Origin of the sequence: Streptomyces sp. DH37 (genome assembly GCF_029813835.1) — a bacterium.
Classification (GTDB): Bacteria; Actinomycetota; Actinomycetes; order Streptomycetales; family Streptomycetaceae; genus Streptomyces.
The window spans coordinates 17,314-35,718 of the sequence record NZ_JARVKV010000050.1 but is presented as its reverse complement, the minus strand read 5'-3'; the positions used below and the strand labels follow the sequence as shown (position 1 = coordinate 35,718).

16 protein-coding genes are annotated in these 18,405 nt (G+C 73.3%); 1 reads left to right on the top strand and 15 read right to left on the bottom strand.

The features are described 5' to 3' along the window. Positions 1-45: 45 nt before the first annotated feature. The 15 genes from QC029_RS22020 to pgsA all read right to left on the bottom strand — a co-directional run bounded on the left by QC029_RS22020 (position 46) and on the right by pgsA (position 15,788). Positions 46-2,550: a bifunctional (p)ppGpp synthetase/guanosine-3',5'-bis(diphosphate) 3'-pyrophosphohydrolase gene (locus QC029_RS22020; RefSeq protein WP_279557467.1), complete on the bottom strand. Its 2,505-nt coding sequence runs from the start codon at positions 2,548-2,550 to the stop codon at positions 46-48. Between the two features lie 232 nt (positions 2,551-2,782). Further along, positions 2,783-3,340 carry an adenine phosphoribosyltransferase gene (locus QC029_RS22015; RefSeq protein WP_279557484.1) on the bottom strand — a complete coding sequence of 186 codons (558 nt, stop codon included), beginning with the start codon at positions 3,338-3,340 and terminating at the stop codon, positions 2,783-2,785. 7 nt (positions 3,341-3,347) lie between these two features. Continuing rightward, positions 3,348-4,469: a protein translocase subunit SecF gene (secF, locus tag QC029_RS22010; protein ID WP_279557466.1), complete on the bottom strand. Its 1,122-nt coding sequence runs from the start codon at positions 4,467-4,469 to the stop codon at positions 3,348-3,350. A gap of 1 nt (position 4,470) precedes the next feature. After that, complete coding sequence (gene secD, locus QC029_RS22005) at positions 4,471-6,261, bottom strand: protein translocase subunit SecD (protein ID WP_279557465.1); 1,791 nt, start codon at positions 6,259-6,261, stop codon at positions 4,471-4,473. A gap of 115 nt (positions 6,262-6,376) precedes the next feature. Beyond that, positions 6,377-6,817 (bottom strand): preprotein translocase subunit YajC, encoded by a 441-nt coding sequence (gene yajC / locus QC029_RS22000; protein ID WP_279557464.1) that lies wholly within the window; start codon positions 6,815-6,817, stop codon positions 6,377-6,379. Positions 6,818-6,980: 163 nt separating this feature from the next. Beyond that, on the bottom strand, positions 6,981-8,063 hold the full coding sequence (gene ruvB, locus QC029_RS21995) for a Holliday junction branch migration DNA helicase RuvB (RefSeq protein ID WP_279557463.1): 1,083 nt from the start codon (positions 8,061-8,063) through the stop codon (positions 6,981-6,983). 149 nt (positions 8,064-8,212) lie between these two features. Continuing rightward, positions 8,213-8,848, bottom strand: coding sequence for a Holliday junction branch migration protein RuvA (gene ruvA / locus QC029_RS21990; RefSeq protein ID WP_279557462.1), 636 nt, complete (start codon positions 8,846-8,848; stop codon positions 8,213-8,215). Further along, entirely contained in the window at positions 8,845-9,477 is a 633-nt protein-coding gene (ruvC, locus tag QC029_RS21985) for a crossover junction endodeoxyribonuclease RuvC (RefSeq protein WP_279557483.1), read from the bottom strand. The genes ruvA and ruvC overlap by 4 nt, the downstream gene beginning before the upstream one ends. A gap of 116 nt (positions 9,478-9,593) precedes the next feature. Then, positions 9,594-10,346 (bottom strand): YebC/PmpR family DNA-binding transcriptional regulator, encoded by a 753-nt coding sequence (locus QC029_RS21980; RefSeq protein WP_279557461.1) that lies wholly within the window; start codon positions 10,344-10,346, stop codon positions 9,594-9,596. Between the two features lie 69 nt (positions 10,347-10,415). Beyond that, positions 10,416-11,009 (bottom strand): pyridoxal 5'-phosphate synthase glutaminase subunit PdxT, encoded by a 594-nt coding sequence (pdxT, locus tag QC029_RS21975; RefSeq protein WP_279557460.1) that lies wholly within the window; start codon positions 11,007-11,009, stop codon positions 10,416-10,418. A gap of 151 nt (positions 11,010-11,160) precedes the next feature. Beyond that, complete coding sequence (pdxS, locus tag QC029_RS21970) at positions 11,161-12,090, bottom strand: pyridoxal 5'-phosphate synthase lyase subunit PdxS (protein ID WP_279557459.1); 930 nt, start codon at positions 12,088-12,090, stop codon at positions 11,161-11,163. A 229-nt stretch (positions 12,091-12,319) separates the two neighbouring features. Beyond that, a complete protein-coding gene (locus QC029_RS21965) occupies positions 12,320-12,880 on the bottom strand; it encodes a hypothetical protein (protein WP_279557458.1) in 561 nt (186 codons plus the stop codon). A 96-nt stretch (positions 12,881-12,976) separates the two neighbouring features. Beyond that, on the bottom strand, positions 12,977-14,149 hold the full coding sequence (locus QC029_RS21960) for a glycosyltransferase family 4 protein (RefSeq protein WP_279557457.1): 1,173 nt from the start codon (positions 14,147-14,149) through the stop codon (positions 12,977-12,979). Further along, complete coding sequence (locus QC029_RS21955; RefSeq protein ID WP_279557456.1) at positions 14,146-15,081, bottom strand: phosphatidylinositol mannoside acyltransferase; 936 nt, start codon at positions 15,079-15,081, stop codon at positions 14,146-14,148. The genes QC029_RS21960 and QC029_RS21955 overlap by 4 nt, the downstream gene beginning before the upstream one ends. Then, positions 15,078-15,788, bottom strand: a complete 711-nt coding sequence (gene pgsA, locus QC029_RS21950) for a phosphatidylinositol phosphate synthase (protein ID WP_279557455.1) — start codon at positions 15,786-15,788, stop codon at positions 15,078-15,080. Before pgsA ends, QC029_RS21955 begins: the two co-directional genes overlap by 4 nt. Positions 15,789-16,107: 319 nt before the next feature. Here pgsA and QC029_RS21945 point away from each other — a divergent pair, with 319 nt between their 5' ends. Then, positions 16,108-18,321, top strand: a complete 2,214-nt coding sequence (locus QC029_RS21945; protein WP_279557454.1) for an elongation factor G-like protein EF-G2 — start codon at positions 16,108-16,110, stop codon at positions 18,319-18,321. The last annotated feature ends 84 nt before the right edge of the window (positions 18,322-18,405 follow it).

The following is an 18,405-nucleotide window of genomic DNA, read 5'->3' as shown; positions in this document are numbered from 1 at the left end:
ACCGGGGCCGTCCCCGTGTCCGCCGCCCGCGAGGGCGGCTCGCCCCTACGACCTGCGGGCCGAGGTGACGCGGTAGACGTCGTAGACGCCCTCCACGCCGCGCACCGCCTTCAGCACGTGCCCCAGGTGCTTGGGGTCGCCCATCTCGAAGGTGAAGCGGGAGGTGGCCACCCGGTCCCGGGAGGTCTGGACGGCCGCGGAGAGGATGTTGACGTGCTGGTCGGACAGCACGCGGGTGACGTCCGACAGCAGCCGGGAGCGGTCCAGCGCCTCGACCTGGATGGCGACCAGGAAGACCGAGGACTGGGTGGGCGCCCACTCCACCTCGAGCATGCGCTCCGGCTCGCGCGCGAGCGAGTCGACGTTGACGCAGTCGGCGCGGTGGACGGACACCCCGTTGCCGCGGGTGACGAAGCCGAGGATCGGGTCGCCGGGCACGGGCGTGCAGCACCGGGCCAGCTTGACCCACACGTCGTCCACGCCCTTGACGACCACGCCCGGGTCGGCGCTGGAACGCCGCTTGGCGCGCCGGCGCAGGGGCGGGGCGGTCTCGGCGATGTCCTCGTTGGCCGCCTCCTCGCCGCCGATGGCCTGGATCAGCTTCTGGACGACGTTCTGCGCGGAGACGTGGCCCTCGCCGATGGCCGCGTAGAGCGCCGAGATGTCGGGGTAGCGCATCTCGTGCGCCTGGGTGACCAGGGAGTCCCCGGTGAGGATGCGCTGGATCGGCAGGTTCTGCTTGCGCATGGCCCGCACGATGGCGTCCTTGCCCTGCTCGATGGCCTCCTCGCGGCGCTCCTTGGAGAACCAGGCGCGGATCTTGTTGCGGGCCCGCGGCGATTTGACGAAGCTCAGCCAGTCGCGGGAGGGGCCCGCGCCGGGCGACTTGGAGGTGAAGACCTCCACCAGGTCGCCGTTGTCCAGGGTGGACTCCAGCGGCACCAGCCGTCCGTTGACGCGCGCGCCGATGGTGCGGTGGCCGACCTCGGTGTGGACGGCGTAGGCGAAGTCCACGGGGGTGGCGCCGGCCGGGAGCGCTATGACGTCGCCCTTGGGCGTGAAGACGAAGACCTCGTTGCGGGAGAGGTCGAAGCGCAGCGACTCCAGGAACTCGCCCGGGTCCTCGGTCTCCTTCTGCCAGTCCAGCAGCTGCCGCAGCCACGCCATGTCGTTGACGGCGTCGCCCTTCCTGGCGGGCGCGTCGGTGCGGACCTTGGAGACGCCGGCCACGGCCTCCTGCTTGTACTTCCAGTGCGCGGCGATGCCGTACTCGGCGCGGCGGTGCATGTCGTAGGTGCGGATCTGCAGCTCGACCGGCTTGCCGCCGGGCCCGATGACCGTCGTGTGCAGCGACTGGTACATGTTGAACTTGGGCATCGCGATGTAGTCCTTGAACCGCCCCGGCACCGGGTTCCACCGGGCGTGGACGGTCCCCAGCGCCGCGTAGCAGTCGCGGACGGTGTCGACCAGGACGCGGATGCCCACCAGGTCGTAGATCTCGGCGAAGTCGCGGCCCCGCACGATCATCTTCTGGTAGACGCTGTAGTAGTGCTTGGGGCGGCCGGTGACGGTCGCCTTGATGCGGGCGCCGCGCAGGTCGGACTGGACCTCGTCGATGACGGTCGCCAGGTACTCGTCGCGCTTGGGCGCGCGCTCGGCCACCAGCCGGACGATCTCGTCGTACATCTTGGGGTAGAGGATCGCGAAGGCGAGGTCCTCCAGCTCCCACTTGATGGTGTTCATGCCCAGGCGGTGGGCGAGCGGGGCGTAGATCTCCAGCGTCTCGCGGGCCTTCTGCTCCTGCTTCTCCCGCTTGAGGTAGCGCATGGTGCGCATGTTGTGCAGGCGGTCGGCGAGCTTGATGACCAGCACCCGCGGGTCCTTGGCCATCGCGACGACCATCTTGCGGACCGTCTCGGCCTGCGCGGCCTCGCCGAACTTGACCTTGTCCAGCTTGGTGACGCCGTCGACGAGGAGGGCCACCTGGTCGCCGAAGTCGCGGCGCAGGGTGTCCAGGCCGTACTCGGTGTCCTCGACGGTGTCGTGCAGCAGGCCCGCCATCAGGGTGGCCGGGTCCATGCCGAGCTCGGCGAGGATGGTGGTGACGGCCAGCGGGTGGGTGATGTACGGGTCGCCGCTCTTGCGCTTCTGCCCGCGGTGCCAGCGCTCGGCGACCTGGTAGGCGCGCTCGATCTGGCGCAGGGTGGAGGTGTCGGCCTTGGGGTCGTTGCCCCGGACGATCCGCAGCAGCGGCTCCAGGACGGGGTTGTACGGGCTGGAGCGCTGGACGCCCAGGCGGGCCAGCCGGGCGCGGACGCGGTTGGAGGAGCCCGAGCGGCCGGAGACGCCCGAGACGGCGCGGGTGGCCGAGGCCTTGTCCCGCGCACCGGCGTCGTCGCGCTTCCCGCCCGCCGGCGGGACGGTGGACGGCGACGGTTCGGGAGTGCCGCCGCGCTTCCCGGCCGCGGTGGCTCCTGCCGGGGAGGACTTCGCCGGCCTGCCGGCGTCCTGGTGCTGCGCTGCGGTGAGCGGCTTGGCCTCGTCTGGCAAGGGCAACTCCTCGGTGGGCCCCTCCCCGCGACGGCGGCGGGAGAGGGCGGTTCCGGCCGGGAACAGGCCGGACTGCCATGGTATCGACCCCGGTGCCGGAACGAGCCGGGCGCCGCTGGGGGACGGTTTCGCGGGGTGTCCTCCGAGGGTGTCACAGAGGGGTGGCCGGACGCGACGGAGGGGACCGTTCCGGAGTCTCCCGGAACGATCCCCTCCGCGGGATCCGCTGTTCTCAGACGGTGATCACGACGTCCAGCGGGGCGCCCTCCAGGGAGGCCTCCAGCCTGGTCCGGCCGGGCAGGAAGCCCAGCTCCATCAGGACCGCGACCCCGGCGACCCGCGCCCCGGAGCGGCGGATCAGGCGCAGCGACGCCTCGGCGGTGCCGCCGGTGGCCAGCACGTCGTCGATCACCAGCACCCGGTCCTCGGCGGTGAGGTCCTCGGCGTGGATCTCGATCTCCGCGCTGCCGTACTCCAGCTCGTACGCCTGCGACAGGGTGGCGCCGGGCAGCTTGCCCGCCTTGCGCACGGGGATGAAGCCGACGCCCGCCCGTACCGCCACCGGCGCGGCCAGGATGAAGCCGCGCGCCTCCAGGCCCACCACCTTGGTGGCGCCGCGCTCCCGGCACAGGCCGGCCAGCGCGTCGGTGAGGGCGGTGAAGGCCTCCGGGTCCGCCAGGAGGGGGGTGATGTCCTTGAACAGCACTCCCGGCTTGGGGTAGTCGGGCACGTCGCGGATCCGGCTGAGCAGCAGGCCGCGCAGTCCCTCGAAGTCGGCGGTGACGGGGATCACCGGATCACCGCCCCCGTTCGGAGGGGCGCCCGCGGCCGCGGCTGCGGGACTCCGGCGAGCGGGGGGCGCCGACGGCCCCGGCCGTCGCGGCGGCGGTGGGCTCGGCGGCCCGCGGCACGCCGGTGCCCGCGGTCTCCTCGGCGTCCTCGGCCTCGTCGCCGCCCTTGGCGCGCTTGGCCAGCGTCCGCCGGTCGTGGGCCTTGATCTCCGGCGAGCGGAGCTTGAGGTCCACCACGATCGGGGTGGCGATGAAGATGGAGGAGAACGTACCGGCGGTGAGGCCGATGAACAGCGACAGCGAGATGTCCTTGAGCATGCCGCCGCCGAGCAGGCCGGTGCCGATGAACAGCAGTCCGGCCACCGGCAGCAGGGCGACCACCGAGGTGTTGACGGAGCGGATCACCGTGGCGTTGATGCCGAGGTTGGCCAGCTCGCCGTAGGTGTGGCGGTTCTGCTTGAGCAGGCCCTGGGTCTTCTCCTTGACCTTGTCGAAGACCACCACCGTGTCGTACAGCGAGTAGCTGAGGATCGTCAGGACGCCGACCACCGTGCCGGGGGTCACCTCGAAGCCGACGATGGCGTAGACGCCGATGGTGACGACCAGGTCGTGCACCAGGGCGCCCATGGCGCCCACCGCCATCCGCCACTCGAAGGCGATGGCCAGGTAGACGCTCACCAAGACCAGGAAGACGATCAGGCCCTGGATGGCCTTGCTGCTCATCTGGTCGCCCCAGCTCGGGCCCACCAGTTCGGTGTCCAGCTCCTGGGTCTCGAGGCCGAGCTCGTCGGCGAGGGCCGCGCGGGTCTTCTCCGACTGCTCGTTGTCCAGTCCGGTCACCTGGATGCGCAGCGAGCCGCTACCCAGTTCCTGGATCCGCGGCTCGGTCCCGGAGACCTTCAGGGCCGTCTCGCGCGCCTCCTCGACCGACATCTGGGTGGGCGGGGTGGTGAAGACGGCCCCGCCCTGGAACTCGATGCCCATGTAGAGGCCGCGGGCCCCGAGACCCACCAGGGAGATGAGCATCAGCAGCAGCGTGACGCCGTACCAGAGCTTCCGCCTGCCGACGAAGTCGTAGCTGGCCTCTCCGCGGTAGAGCTTGCCGCCGAGATCACCGAATCGTGACATCTCAGGCCTCCTTCGGTTCTGCGGGGGCGGCGACCGTGCCGCGGCGGCCCCGGCGCAGCGGCGGGGTGACCCCGAGCCGCTTCGGGTCGAGTCCGGACCAGGGGTGGCCGCTGGTGAAGAACTTCCGGCCGGCCATGATCGTCATCATCGGCTTGGTCAGCAGGAAGACGATGGCCAGGTCCAGGGCCGTCGTCAGGCCGAGCACGAAGGCGAAGCCCTGCACCGAGCCGATCGAGACGATGAACAGCACGATCGCGGCGATGATCGAGACCACGTCGGAGACCAGGATGGTCCGCCGGGCGCTCGGCCAGGCCCTCTCGAAGGCGGCCCGGATGGAGCGGCCCTCGCGGATCTCGTCGCGGATCCTCTCGAAGTAGACGATGAAGGAGTCCGCGGTGATGCCGATGGCCACGATGGCGCCGCAGATGGCCGGCAGGCTCAGCGCGAAGCCGATGCCCGGGCCGAGCAGGGTCATGACCGCGTAGGTGAGGATGGCCGCGGCCACCAGGCTGGAGATCGCCACCAGCGCCAGCACCCGGTAGTAGAAGAGCAGGTAGACGATGACCAGGGCCAGGCCGATGGCGCCGGCGATCAGGCCCGCCTTGAGCTGCTCGGAACCGAGCGTGGGCGAGATCGTGGTCACGTTGCTCTCCTCGAAGGAGAGCGGCAGGGCGCCGTAGGAGAGGATGTTGGCCAGTTCCTCCGCGGACTGCTGGGTGAAGCTGCCGGAGATCTCGGCGCTGCCGCCGCCGAGCCGCTCGGAGACGCGGGGGGCGGAGACGACCTCGCCGTCCAGCACGATCGCGAACTGGTTGCGCGGCTCGGCCTGGGTGGAGAGCTCCTCGGTGATGTCGGCGAACTTCTCGGCGCCGTCGGAGTCGAACTCCATGGTGACGATCCAGCCCTGGGCGCGCTGGTCGTCGAAGAGGGCCGCGGCGTCGGTGACGTCGGTGCCGGGGACGGCGACGGGGCCGAGCCCGTACTTGTACAGACCGCTCTCGTCGCAGACCGCGACGGGCTCGGAGTTCTCCGCCTCGGCCGCGGCCCGGCTCGCCTGGGAGCGGCCCTTGTCGGTGGAGCAGTCCAGCCCGTCGAGCTTCTTCTGCAGACCGGCCGGGACGCCGGCGTCGGGCGCCGGGGCGTCCTGGGAGGGCTCGGGGTCGGAGGGCTCCTCGGCCTTCCCGGACGCGGAGGGGGCGGGCGACTCGGAGTCGTCGGCCAGCAGGCCCTCGGTGACGGCGCGGCCCTGGGTGGAGGCGCTGGGAGAGGGGCTCGCGGAGGAGTCGCCGGACTTCTCGCCGTCCGTCGCCTCCTCGGCCTTCTCCTTCTCGCCGCCGGCGCTGCCCGACGGGCTCGCCGAGGGCTCCGGTGCGACCGGGGCGCCGGAGGCGACGGTGAGGACCGGGCGGAACGCGAGCTGGGCGGTGGTGCCGACCTGCTCGCGGGCCTGCTTCTCGTCGGTGCCCCGCGGGATGTTGACGACGATGTTCTCGGCGCCCTGCGTCCGCACCTCGGCCTCGGCGACGCCCAGACCGTTGACCCGGCGCTCGATGATGGAGACGGCGGTGTTCATGTTGGTCTCGTTGATCGCCTCCTCCTTGCCGGGCTGGGCCTTGGCCGTGAGCGTGATGCTCGTGCCGCCGGCGAGGTCGATGCCCAGGCGGGGCGTCGTGTGCCCGGAGAGGAACATGCCTCCGGTGAGCGCCACCATGGCCACCAGGATGAGCGCCAGGGCGCGCCACGGCCGTCCCTGGCCGCCCGGTGATCTGCGACCTTTCTTCGGTGCTGCCACCTTCTCGTATCTCCCTGTCCAACCGTCCGCGCTCGAATGGTCGCCGCGCGGCGCGCGAAGTGGTCGTGAGGACGTGCGGTGCCGCCGGCCCCGTCGGGCCCGGCGGCGAGGCGACTCACCTGGAGTCGGCGTCACCGTTCCGCTTGGCGTCCCCGGTCTCCGCGTCGTCGGCGGAGGGGTCGGTCTTGCTCAGGTCGGTCTTGCCCGTGTCCCCGTCGGAGATCAGCGAGGAGGCGTCGTCCGGGACGGCGGGAGCGTCGTCGTCGTGCTCCGGCTCACCGTTGACGATGCGCTCGTACTCGTCGGCCTCCAGCACGGCGCCCACGGCGTTCTTGGCGTAGACGGCGTGCGTGCCCGGCGCGATCTCCAGGACGACCGTGTCGGAGTGGACCTCCTTCACCAACGCGTACATGCCGCCGATGGTGCGGACGCCGGTGCCCGGCTGCATCTGGTCACGCATCCGCATGGCCTGCTGCTGCTTCTTCTTGGCCGAGCGCGTCATCAGGAACATGGCCCCGATGAGAATGATGAAGGGGAGGAGAAGTCCAATGTCCACGGCGGAAGGTTTCCTTCGCACGACCGCTGGGAAGCGGCCTGGTATTCGGGGGTGGTCACGCCCTCCGGGACGGAGGGCATCGGCGGAGTCTAAGCGAGCCCGCGCCTGGGGAACAACGTCAAGCATCGCACTGAGGTTCCGCCACGGGCGAGTTCGCGCGCCGTCAGGAACCGAAGAGACCGGGTTGCCCCGCTCCGCCCGGCGGCGGCTGCCGGGGCGGGGTGAGGCCCATGTGCGCCCATGCGGCGGGTGTGGCGATCCGGCCCCGGGGGGTGCGGGCCAGCAGTCCCTCGCGGACGAGGAACGGCTCGGCGACCTCCTCCACCGTCTCGCGCTCCTCCCCCACCGCGACGGCCAGTGTCGACAGGCCGACCGGGCCGCCGCCGAACAGCCTGAGCAGGGCGTCCAGCACCGCCCGGTCCAGCCGGTCCAGACCGCGCTCGTCGACCTCGTAGACCGCCAGGGCCTGGGCGGCGATCTCCCGGGTGACCAGGCCGTCGGCCCGGACCTGGGCGTAGTCGCGCACCCGGCGCAGCAGCCGGTTGGCGATGCGGGGGGTGCCGCGGGAGCGGCCCGCGATCTCGGCGGCGCCCTCGGCGTCTATCTCCACGTCCAGCAGCCGGGCGGAGCGGTGGATGACGCGTTCCAGCTCCTCCGGTTCGTAGAACTCCATGTGGGCGGTGAAGCCGAAGCGGTCGCGCAGCGGCGGCGGCAGCAGGCCGGCCCGGGTGGTGGCGCCGACCAGGGTGAAGGGCGGCAGCTCCAGGGGGATGGCGGTGGCGCCGGGCCCCTTGCCGACGATGACGTCGACGCGGAAGTCCTCCATCGCCATGTAGAGCATCTCCTCGGCGGGCCGCGACATGCGGTGGATCTCGTCGAGGAAGAGGACCTCGCCCTCGGTGAGCGAGGACAGGATCGCGGCCAGGTCGCCGGCGTGCTGGATGGCCGGGCCGGAGGTGATGCGGATGGGCGCGCCCATCTCCGCGGCGATGATCATGGACAGGGTGGTCTTGCCCAGACCGGGGGCTCCGGAGAGCAGCACGTGGTCGGCGGTGCCGCCGCGGGCGCGGGCGGCGCGCAGCACCAGGTCGAGCTGTTCGCGGACCTTGGACTGCCCGACGAACTCCGCCAGGTCCTTGGGGCGCAGCGCCGCCTCGACGGCGGTGTCCTCGCCGTCGGCGGTGGCGCCGACGAGGCGTTCGGCGCTGTCGGAGGGGTGGCCGGAGGTGTGGTCGTCCCAGCTCATGACGGCCTCCCTCGGCCGCCGGCCGCCGGTCCGCCGGGCGGGAGGGGGGCCTGGTCCGTGGGGTGGGGGTGGGGCGGGGAGTACGGCGTCATGGTCGGTCTCTCGTCGGTCCGTCGTCGGCCGCGCCGCCGACGGCGGCGCGGGCCGTCTCAGCGTGCGCGGTTCAGGGTCTGCAGGGCGGCTCGGAGGAGCTGCGGCACCGGCGGCCGGCCGCCCTCGGCCAGTACGGCCTCGGCCTGCGGGGTGACGGCGGCGACCGCGTCCTCGGCCTCGCGGGGCGCGTAGCCCAGGCCCACCAGCGCGGCGTGCAGCTGCTCGCGCCAGCCGGGCGCGGCCGTCGCGGGGCCGGTGCCCCGCCCCGCCGCGGCCGCGCCGGTGCCCAGCGGCTCGCCGAGCCGGTCCTTCAGCTCCAGCAGCAGCTTCTGCGCGCCCTTCTTGCCGATGCCGGGCACGGCGGTGAGCGCCTTCTCGTCCCCGGTGGAGACCGCCAGCCGCAGCGCGTCGGGGCTGTGGACGGCGAGCATCGCCTGGGCCAGCCGCGGGCCGACGCCGCTGGCGGTCTGGAGCAGTTCGAAGACCTGCCGCTCGTCGTCGTCGGCGAAGCCGTAGAGCGTGAGGGAGTCCTCGCGGACCACCAGCGAGGTGGCCAGCCGGGCGTGCTCGCCGACCCGCAGGTGGGCCAGGGTGCCGGGGGTGCAGTGGACCGCCATGCCGACGCCGCCGACCTCGATCACGGCGGTGTCCGGGGAGACGGCGGCGACCGGTCCGGATACGAAGGCGATCATCGGCTGTCCTCCGGGGCGCGCGGGGTGCGTACGGGGGACGCGGCGGGCGGCGACGGCTCGGGCGCGGCGGACGCGACGGCCGCGGATGCGGTCCGGGCGGCGTGGGCCTGCCGGCGGTGGAGCTGCCGGTGGTGGGCCTGCTGGAGCCGGCCGAGCGCGGGGGCCCGCCAGATATGGCAGATGGCCAGCGCCAGGGCGTCGGCCGCGTCGGCCGGCCTGGGCGGCGCGTCCAGCCGCAGCAGCCTGGTCACCATCGCGCCGACCTGGGCCTTGTCGGCCCGGCCGGTGCCGGTGACGGCGGCCTTGACCTCGCTGGGGGTGTGCAGGGCCACGGGGAGCCCGCGCCGGGCCGCGCAGAGCATCGCGACCGCGCTGGCCTGCGCGGTGCCCATCACGGTGCGGACGTTGTGCTGGCTGAACACGCGCTCCACGGCGACGACGTCGGGCCGGTGCTCGTCCAGCCACTCCTCTATGCCGCGCTCCACGAGCACCAGCCGCTCGGGCACCTCGGCGTCGGCGGGGGTCCGTACGACGCCGACCCCGCCCATCCGCAGCGGGCGGCCCGCGGTGCCCTCCACCACTCCGATGCCGCAGCGGGTCAGCCCCGGGTCCACGCCGAGCACACGCACCACGGCCCCCTCTCGTCCACTGGTCGTTCGATCACCTGTTCCCGCAGGCTATCGGCTGCCACCGACAACGCCGACGGGCGACACGGAAGGGGGCCGGCGCCGGGCTCCGCGGAGGGTCAGGCCTCGACCTTGGCCATGACGTCGTCGGACACGTCGAAGTTGGCGAAGACGTTCTGCACGTCGTCGCTGTCCTCCAGGGCGTCGATCAGCTTGAAGATCTTGCGCGCGCCCTCCTCGTCCAGCTCCACCTGCATGGTGGGGACGAAGTTGGCGTCCGCGGAGTCGTAGTCGATGCCCGCCTTCTGCAGCGCGGTGCGCACCTCGACCAGGTCGCCCGCCTCGCTGATGACCTCGAAGGACTCGCCGAGGTCGTTGACCTCCTCGGCGCCCGCCTCCAGAACGGCGGCCAGCACGTCGTCCTCGGTCAGGTCGCCCTTGGGGACGATGACGACGCCCTTGCGGTTGAACAGGTACGACACCGAGCCCGGGTCGGCCATGGAGCCGCCGTTGCGGGTCATGGCGACGCGCACGTCGGAGGCCGCGCGGTTGCGGTTGTCGGTGAGGCACTCGATCAGGACCGCGACGCCGTTGGGGCCGTAGCCCTCGTACATGATCGTCTGGTAGTCGGCGCCGCCGGCCTCCAGGCCCGCGCCCCTCTTGACCGCACGGTCGATGTTGTTGTTGGGGACGGAGCTCTTCTTCGCCTTCTGGATGGCGTCGTAGAGGGTGGGGTTGCCGTCGGGGTCGGCGCCGCCCATCCGGGCCGCGACCTCGATGTTCTTGATCAGCTTGGCGAAGAGCTTGCCGCGCTTGGCATCGATCACGGCCTTCTTGTGCTTGGTGGTTGCCCACTTGGAGTGGCCGGACACAGCCTCGCTCCTTCATGTCGCCAACGGAGGATTCAACGGGCCGATCCTACAGCGGGTCCCGCGGGCGGATCACCGTACCGCCGAGCGCACCGTCTCCACGAAGAGCCTGTGCACACGGTGGTCGCCGGTGAGTTCGGGGTGGAAGGCGGTGGCCAGCAGGGAGCCCTGGCGCACGGCGACGGGGTGGCCGTCGTGGACCGCCAGCACCTCCACGTCCGCGCCGGTGGACTCCACCCAGGGCGCGCGGATGAAGACGCCCTCGACCGGCCCGCCCTCGACGCCGGCGACGTCGACGGCCGCCTCGAACGACTCGTTCTGCCGGCCGAAGGCGTTGCGGCGCACGATCATGTCGATGCCGCCGACGGTCTCCTGGCCGGAGCGGGGGTCGAGGATCTTGTCGGCGAGCATGATCATGCCCGCGCAGGACCCGTAGGCCGGCATGCCCGAGCGGACCCGCTCGCGCAGCGGCTCCATCAGCCCGAAGGCCACGGCCAGCTTGGAGATGGTGGTCGACTCGCCGCCGGGGATCACCAGGCCGTCGGCCTCGGCGAGCTCCTCGGGGCGGCGGACGGCGCGGGCCGCGGCGCCGGCCGCCTCCAGCGCGGCGAGGTGTTCGCGGACGTCGCCCTGGAGGGCGAGGACTCCGATGGCGGGGGTGGTCACGGGGCGTACCTCTTCACGGACGTACGGGATGGCGTGGGGAACGTGCGGGAGGGGGGACGGGGACATGGGGCGGGCGGGAGGGGGGATGCAGGGCGGGCGGTCCGCGGTGCGCGGGCCGCCCGCCCCGCGGTGGCGCGGGGTGCGCCCGGGGTCACCAGCCGCGGCCGGCGAACCTCTCGGACTCCGTCAGGGTGTCGCAGTTGATGCCCACCATGGCCTCGCCCAGGCCGCGGGAGGCGTCCGCGACGACCTTGGGGTCGTCGTAGAAGGTGGTGGCCTTCACGATGGCGGCGGCGCGCTTGACCGGGTCGCCGGACTTGAAGATGCCCGAGCCGACGAAGACGCCCTCGGCGCCGAGCTGGCGCATCAGCGCGGCGTCGGCCGGGGTGGCCACACCGCCGGCGGAGAACAGCACGACCGGGAGCTTGCCCAGCTCGGCGACCTCCTTCACCAGCTCGTAGGGGGCGCGCAGCTCCTTGGCGGCGGCGTACAGCTCGTTGTTGTCGTAGCCGCGCAGCCGGGCGATCTCGTTCTTGATCTGGCGCAGGTGGCGGACGGCCTCGACGACGTTGCCGGTGCCGGCCTCGCCCTTGGAGCGGATCATGGCCGCGCCCTCGGCGATCCGGCGCAGGGCCTCGCCCAGGTTGGTGGCGCCGCAGACGAAGGGCGTGGTGAAGGCCCACTTGTCGCTGTGGTTGACCTCGTCGGCCGGGGTGAGGACCTCGGACTCGTCGATGTAGTCCACGCCCAGCGCCTGGAGCACCTGGGCCTCGACGAAGTGGCCGATGCGGGACTTGGCCATCACCGGGATGGAGACGGCGTCGATGATCCCCTCGATCATGTCGGGGTCGGACATGCGGGCGACGCCGCCGTCCTTGCGGATGTCGGCGGGCACCCGCTCCAGGGCCATGACCGCGACGGCGCCGGCGTCCTCGGCGATCTTCGCCTGCTCCGGCGTGACCACGTCCATGATCACACCGCCCTTGAGCTGCTCGGCCATGCCGCGCTTGACGCGCGCGGTGCCGGTCTCGGGCGTCGACGCGGAGGCGGTTTCGGGCGTGCTGGAAGGCGTGGTGGACAAGGTGTGACCTCACTCGACGGCGGGTTGGGACGGTGAACGGCGGCGAACGGCACCGGTCGGCGGCCGGATCGGCGGCTCACACGGACGGGCGTGGCAACCGTACGGTGAACCCATCGTAGGCCCGTTCGATTCCCTTCCGGTCCCGCCATCCGGTCCAGTTCACGGTGATCCGTGCGACAGGATCGATGAAACGGGGCGACTGGCCACTGCCGCAAGGGCCAATCGGGACTCAGTGGCCTTCCCCGGCCGGGCCCGCCCGGTCCGCCAGGACGGCCGGCGGCTCGTCGTCCATCTCGAAGGCCAGCGGGAAGGGCGCGTGCCCGGCCAGCCGGAACCAGCGCACCTTGCGGTGGCGGCGCAGCGCGCGGGCGGCCCGCACGGCGTCGTTGTGGAAGCGCCGCGCCATCGGCACCCGGCGCACCGCGGCGGCCAGCTCCTCGGCGGTCGCCTCGCCGCCGGGCGCCGCCCGTACCGCCTCCAGCTGCGCGCTCTCGGCGAACACCGCGCGCAGGGCCTGGCTGAGCTCGCTCTCGGCGACCTCCCGCTGGTCCTCCTCGGCCTGCCGGGCATCGTGGGCGGCCTGGTACAGGACGATGGAGGCGGCCGGGTCCAGCACTCCCGCGGTGGCCAGCTCCTGGGCGACGGAGGCGCGCCGCAGCAGCTGGGCGTCCAGGGCGGCGCGGGCCGCGTCGATCCGGGCGTGCAGCCGGTCCAGGCGTCCGGCGGTCCAGCTCAGGTAGACGGCGACGAGCAGCAGCGCCGCCGCGATCCAGACGATCGTGGTGATCACGGTCGGGTCCCCCTCTGTTCGGTCGCTCTGCTCGGGTGCTCTGCTCGGTCGTTCTGTTCGTTCGCTCGGTTCGGGTGCTCCGTCCGGTCGCCCGGTTCAGTCGCGGGCCAGGCCCAGGCGGGCGCGCAGCCCCACCCGCTCGTCCGGCGCGACCGAGGCGGCGCCGTCGGTGACGGTCTCGTAGACGGCCAGGATGTCCGCGCCGACGGTGGACCAGTCGAAGCGGCGCACGTGGCGGCTGCCGCGCCCGCGCAGCTCCGCGCGCCGCCCCGGATCGCCCAGCAGGCGCACGGCGGCGGCGGCCAGGGCGTCGGCGTCCTCGTTGGCGTACAGCTCGCCCGCCTCTCCCCCGTCCAGCACCTGGGCGAAGGCGTCCAGGTCGCTGGCGAGCACCGGGGCCCCGGCGGACATCGCCTCGACGAGGATGATGCCGAAGGACTCGCCGCCGGTGTTGGGGGCGACGTACAGGTCCACGCTGCGCAGCAGCCGCGCCTTGTCCCCGTCGCTGACCATGCCCAGGAACTCCACGCGGTCGCGCAGCTCGCGCGGCAGACGGGCGACGGCCTCCTCCTCGTCCCCGCGCCCGGCCACCAGCAGCCGGGTGCCGGGGCGTTCGGCGAGGATGCGCGGCAGCGCCCGCATCAGCACGGGCAGGCCCTTGCGGGGCTCGTCGATGCGCCCTATGAAGCCGATGGTGTTCTCGCCGTCGCGGCCCTGCCACTCGGCCCTGGGCTCGGCGTCCGTGAAGAAGCCCACGTCCACCCCGTTGGGGATGACGACCGCGTCCCCGCCCAGGTGCTCCACCAGGGTGCGGCGGGCGTACTCGCTGACGGCGATCCGCGCGCTGATCTTCTCCAGCGCCGGCTGGAGGATCGGGTACGCGGCGATCATCGCCCGCGAGCGCGGGTTGGAGGTGTGGAAGGTGGCCACGATCGGCCCCTGCGCCGCCCAGCAGGCGAGCAGGGAGAGGGAGGGCGTGGCGGGCTCGTGGATGTGCAGGACGTCGAAGGCGCCCTCGTGCACCCAGCGGCGCACGCGCGCCGCGGACAGGAAGCCGAAGTTCAGCCGGGCGACCGAGCCGTTGTACGGGACGGGGACGGCCCGCCCGGCGGGCACGACGTACGGCGGCAGCGGGGTCTCCTCGTCGGCCGGGGCGAGGACGGAGACCTCGTGCCCGAGGCCGATCAGGTGCTGGGCCAGGTCCCGGATGTGGAACTGGACGCCGCCGGGGACGTCCCAGGAGTAGGGGCAGACGATGCCGATCCTCAACGCTTCTCCGTCTCCCGGCCCGCCGGGTCCGGTCGCGTCCCGGTCCGCGGCTCGAGGTCCGCCGACCACAGTCGTTGCAGCATGTGCCAGTCCTCGGGGTGTTCGGCGATGCCCGCGGCGAAGCCGTCGGCCACCGCCTGGGTCATGGCGGCGGCCTTCTCCCGGCGGGTGCCCTCGGCGGGCGCCTCCACCGGCGGCAGGACGCGGCCCTTCATCACGGGTGAGTCGTCGAACCACAGGTGCGCCGGGAGCAGCACGGCCCCGGTCTGCAGCGCCAGCATGGCGGGCCCGGCGGGTATCCGGGCCGGTTCGCCGAAGAAGTCGACCTCGACGCCGGAGGCCGACAGGTCGCGGTCGGCGACCAGCGCCACCAGCCCGCCCGCGCGCAGCCGCCGGGCCAGGACGCCGAAGGCGGCGCCGCCGGTGTGCGGCAGCACCTCCATGCCCAGCCCCTCGCGGTAGGCGACGAAGCGGTCGTACAGGGTCTCGGGCCTGAGCCGTTCGGCGACGGTGGTGAACGGGATGCCCAGGCCGGTGGTGAGGTAGGCGCCGGCCAGGTCCCAGTTGCCCATGTGCGGCAGCGCCAGGATCACGCCCCGGCCGGCGTCGAGCGTGTCGGTGAGCCGGTGCAGGTCGGTGACCTCCACGCCCTCCCGGATGCGCCGCTCGCTCCACACCGGCAGCCGGAAGGACTCCATCCAGTAGCGCAGGTAGGAACGCATGCCCGCGCGGGACAGCTCCGCCAGCCGCTCGGGGCCCGCGCCGGGCACGACCCGGGCGTAGTTGGCCTCCAGGCGCAGCACGCCCTGACCGCGCCGCCTCCAGGCGGTGTCGGCGATGGTGCGGCCCAGGGCCGCCGCGGCGGGCTCGGGCAGGCGCTTGACCGCGCCCCAGCCCAGCCCGTACAGCGCGTCGGTCATCCGGTCCCTCATGAACTGCCACTCCCCTGCCCGGCCGCCGCGGCTCCGTCGTGTCCCGGTCCGCCGCCCTCTCCCCCGGCCGCGGCGGCGTCCGCCTCGGCGGCCTCCCGCCGGACCGTCACCATCCGCTGCACGATCGTCACCAGGCTGCCCACGGCCACCGCCCACAGGGCCACCGGCAGCAGGATCCCGATGTGGGGGACGCCGAAGGCGGTCTCGAACCCGGCGAGCCCGGCGCACACCAGGGTGATCACCAGCCGCTCGGCCCGCTCGACCAGGCCGTTGACGTTCACCGGCAGGCCGATGCTCTCGCCGCGCGCCTTGGTGTACGACACGACCTGGCCGCTGGCCAGGCAGAAGATCGCCACCGCGCACAGCACCGGGTCACCGCCCCCGCCCGCGTACCACAGCGCGATGCCGCCGAAGACCGCCGCGTCGGCGACGCGGTCGAGGGTGGAGTCGAGGAAGGCGCCCCAGCGGCTGGAGCGGCCCGCCTGCCGCGCCATGGTGCCGTCCACCAGGTCGGAGAAGACGAACAGGGTGATGACGACGGTGCCCCAGAAGAACTCCCCGCGGGGGAAGAAGGCCAGCGCCCCCGCCATGACTCCACCGGTGCCGATGAGCGTGACCGTGTCGGGGCTGACCCCCAGCCGGAGGAGCAGAGCGGCGAACGGTGTGAGAACACGCGTGAAGAACGCACGCGCGTACTTGTTCAGCATGGCCTTCCCGGAGGTCGAGGTGGGCCGGCGGCCGGGGGGCCGTCGGCGCGCCCATCGTAGCCAGCCGCCCCCGGAGCGCCGCCGGTGCGTCGCGGCGCCCGCGCCCGCGGCGGCGGGCCGGGGCGGCGCGGGCCGGGCACAGACGCCGGTCCCGCCCCGCTATGACGGCTACCGGGCGATATGCACCGTGTGCTCCGGGTAGCGGCATGTGCCACGTATGGACGGACTCCGGTCCCGGTGGAAAGCTCGGAGGGAGCACTCTTGTGCGATCCCGCACACGACCACCCGACCCAGCGGCGTCGACCGGGAGGCGGAGGACATGGGCGACAGGACGAGCGCGCACACCGGGGCCGCCGGAAGGGCGCCGGAGGCCGACCGGCCCGGTTCCCTGCGGAACGTGGTGCTGGTCGGCCACAGCGGTTCGGGGAAGACGACGCTGGTCGAGGCGCTCGCCCAGGCGTCGGGGGCGGTCAACCGCGCGGGGCGGGTGGAGGACGGCGGCACCCTGTCCGACCAGGACGAGATCGAGCGCCGGCAGCAGCGCTCGATCCAGCTCTCCCTGGTGCCCGTGGAGTGGGACGGCGTCAAGGTCAACCTCCTGGACACCCCGGGCCACGCCGACTTCGTCGGGGAGCTGCGGGCCGGCCTGCGGGCGGCGGACGCGGCCCTCTTCGTCGTCTCGGCCGCCGACGGCGTGACCGGCTCGACCCGGCTGGTGTGGGAGGAGTGCGCGGCGGTCGGCATGCCGCGCGCCCTGGTCGTCACCCATCTGGAGGCGTCGCGCGCCGACTTCGGGGAGATGACGGACATCTGCCGGCGGGTGTTCGGGGCCGACGACCCCGACGCCGTGCTCCCGCTGTACCTGCCCCTGCACGGGGAGGAGCGGAGCGACGGGCACGCGCCGGTGGCCGGACTGATCGGGCTGCTGTCCCAGCGGATCTTCGACTACTCCTCCGGCGAGCGCGTCGAGCGCGCCCCGGACCCCGAGCACCTTCCGCTGATCGCGGACGCCCGCGCCCGGCTCATCGAGGGCATCATCGCCGAGAGCGAGGACGAGACCCTGATGGACCGCTACCTCGGCGGCGAGGACGTCGAGGTCGGGACACTGGTCCGGGACCTGGAGAAGGCCGTCGCCCGCGGCGTGTTCCACCCCGTCCTGGCCGCCGCGCCCGCCGCGGAGGGGGCCCGGCGGGGGCTGGGCACGGTGGAGCTGCTGGAGCTGGTCACCGGCGGCTTCCCCACCCCCGAGGAGCGCGAGATCCCCCCGGTCACCACCCCCGACGGCCGGCCCCGTCCCCCGCTGACCTGCGACCCCGACGGCCCGCTGGCCGCCGAGGTGGTCAAGACCTCCTCCGACCCCTACATCGGGCGGACGTCGCTGGTGCGGGTCTTCTCCGGCACCCTGCGCCCGGACGCCGCCGTGCACGTCTCCGGCCACGGCCTGACCGACCGCGACGGCGCCTTCGCGGGGGAGCCCCACGACGTGGACGAGCGCGTCGGCGCCCTGACCTCCCCCTTCGGCAGGCAGCAGCGGCACCTGCCGAAGGCCGTGGCGGGCGACCTGGCCTGCGTCGCCAGGCTCTCCCGGGCCGAGACCGGCGACACCCTGTCGGACAAGGGCGCCCCGCTGCTGATGGAGCCCTGGGTGATGCCCGACCCGCTGCTGCCGGTCGCCGTCGAGGCCCACGGCAGGGCCGACGAGGACAGGCTCTCCCAGGGGTTGGCCCGGCTGGTCGCCGAGGACCCCACCATGCGCCTGGAGCAGAACCCCGACACCCGTCAGGTGGTGCTGTGGTGCATGGGCGAGGCGCACCGGGACGTGGCGCTGGAGCGGCTGCGCACCCGCTACGGCGTCCGGGTCGACGCCGTGCCCCACCGGGTCGCCCTGCGCGAGACCTTCGCCGAACCGGCCGCCGCGCGCGGACGGCACGTCAAGCAGTCCGGCGGCCACGGCCAGTACGCCGTCTGCGAGATCACCGTGGAGCCGCTGCCGGTCGGCTCGGGCATCGAGTTCGTCGACAAGGTGGTGGGCGGCGCCGTGCCGCGCCAGTTCGTCCCGTCGGTGGAGAAGGGGGTGCGGGCCCAGGCCGCGCGCGGTGTCGCCACCGGGTATCCGCTGGTGGACGTGCGCGTCACCCTCGTCGACGGCAAGGCGCACTCGGTGGACTCCTCCGACGCCGCCTTCCAGACGGCGGGCGCCCTGGCCCTGCGCGAGGCGGCCTCCGGCGCGCGGATCCACCTGCTGGAGCCGGTCTCCGAGGTGCGGGTGACGGTCGCCGACGAGTACGTGGGCGCGGTGATGAGCGACCTGTCGGGGCGGCGCGGCCGGGTGGTGGGCACCGAGCAGGTACCCGGCGGCAGCACCCTGGTCCGCGCGGAGGTCCCGGAGGCGGAGATCGGCCGCTACGCGGTCGACCTGCGGTCCCTCTCGCACGGCACGGGCCGGTTCTCCCGCTCGTACCTGCGCCACGAGCCGGTGCCGCGGCAGGCGGCGGAGCGGATCCGCGAGCAGGCCGAAAGCGGCGTGGCGTGATCCCGCGATGACGATACGCTGAACACCCCGGCGTCGGGCGCGGCACGGGGACACGCCAACAGGTGTGCGGCGGGCCGCGGTTGG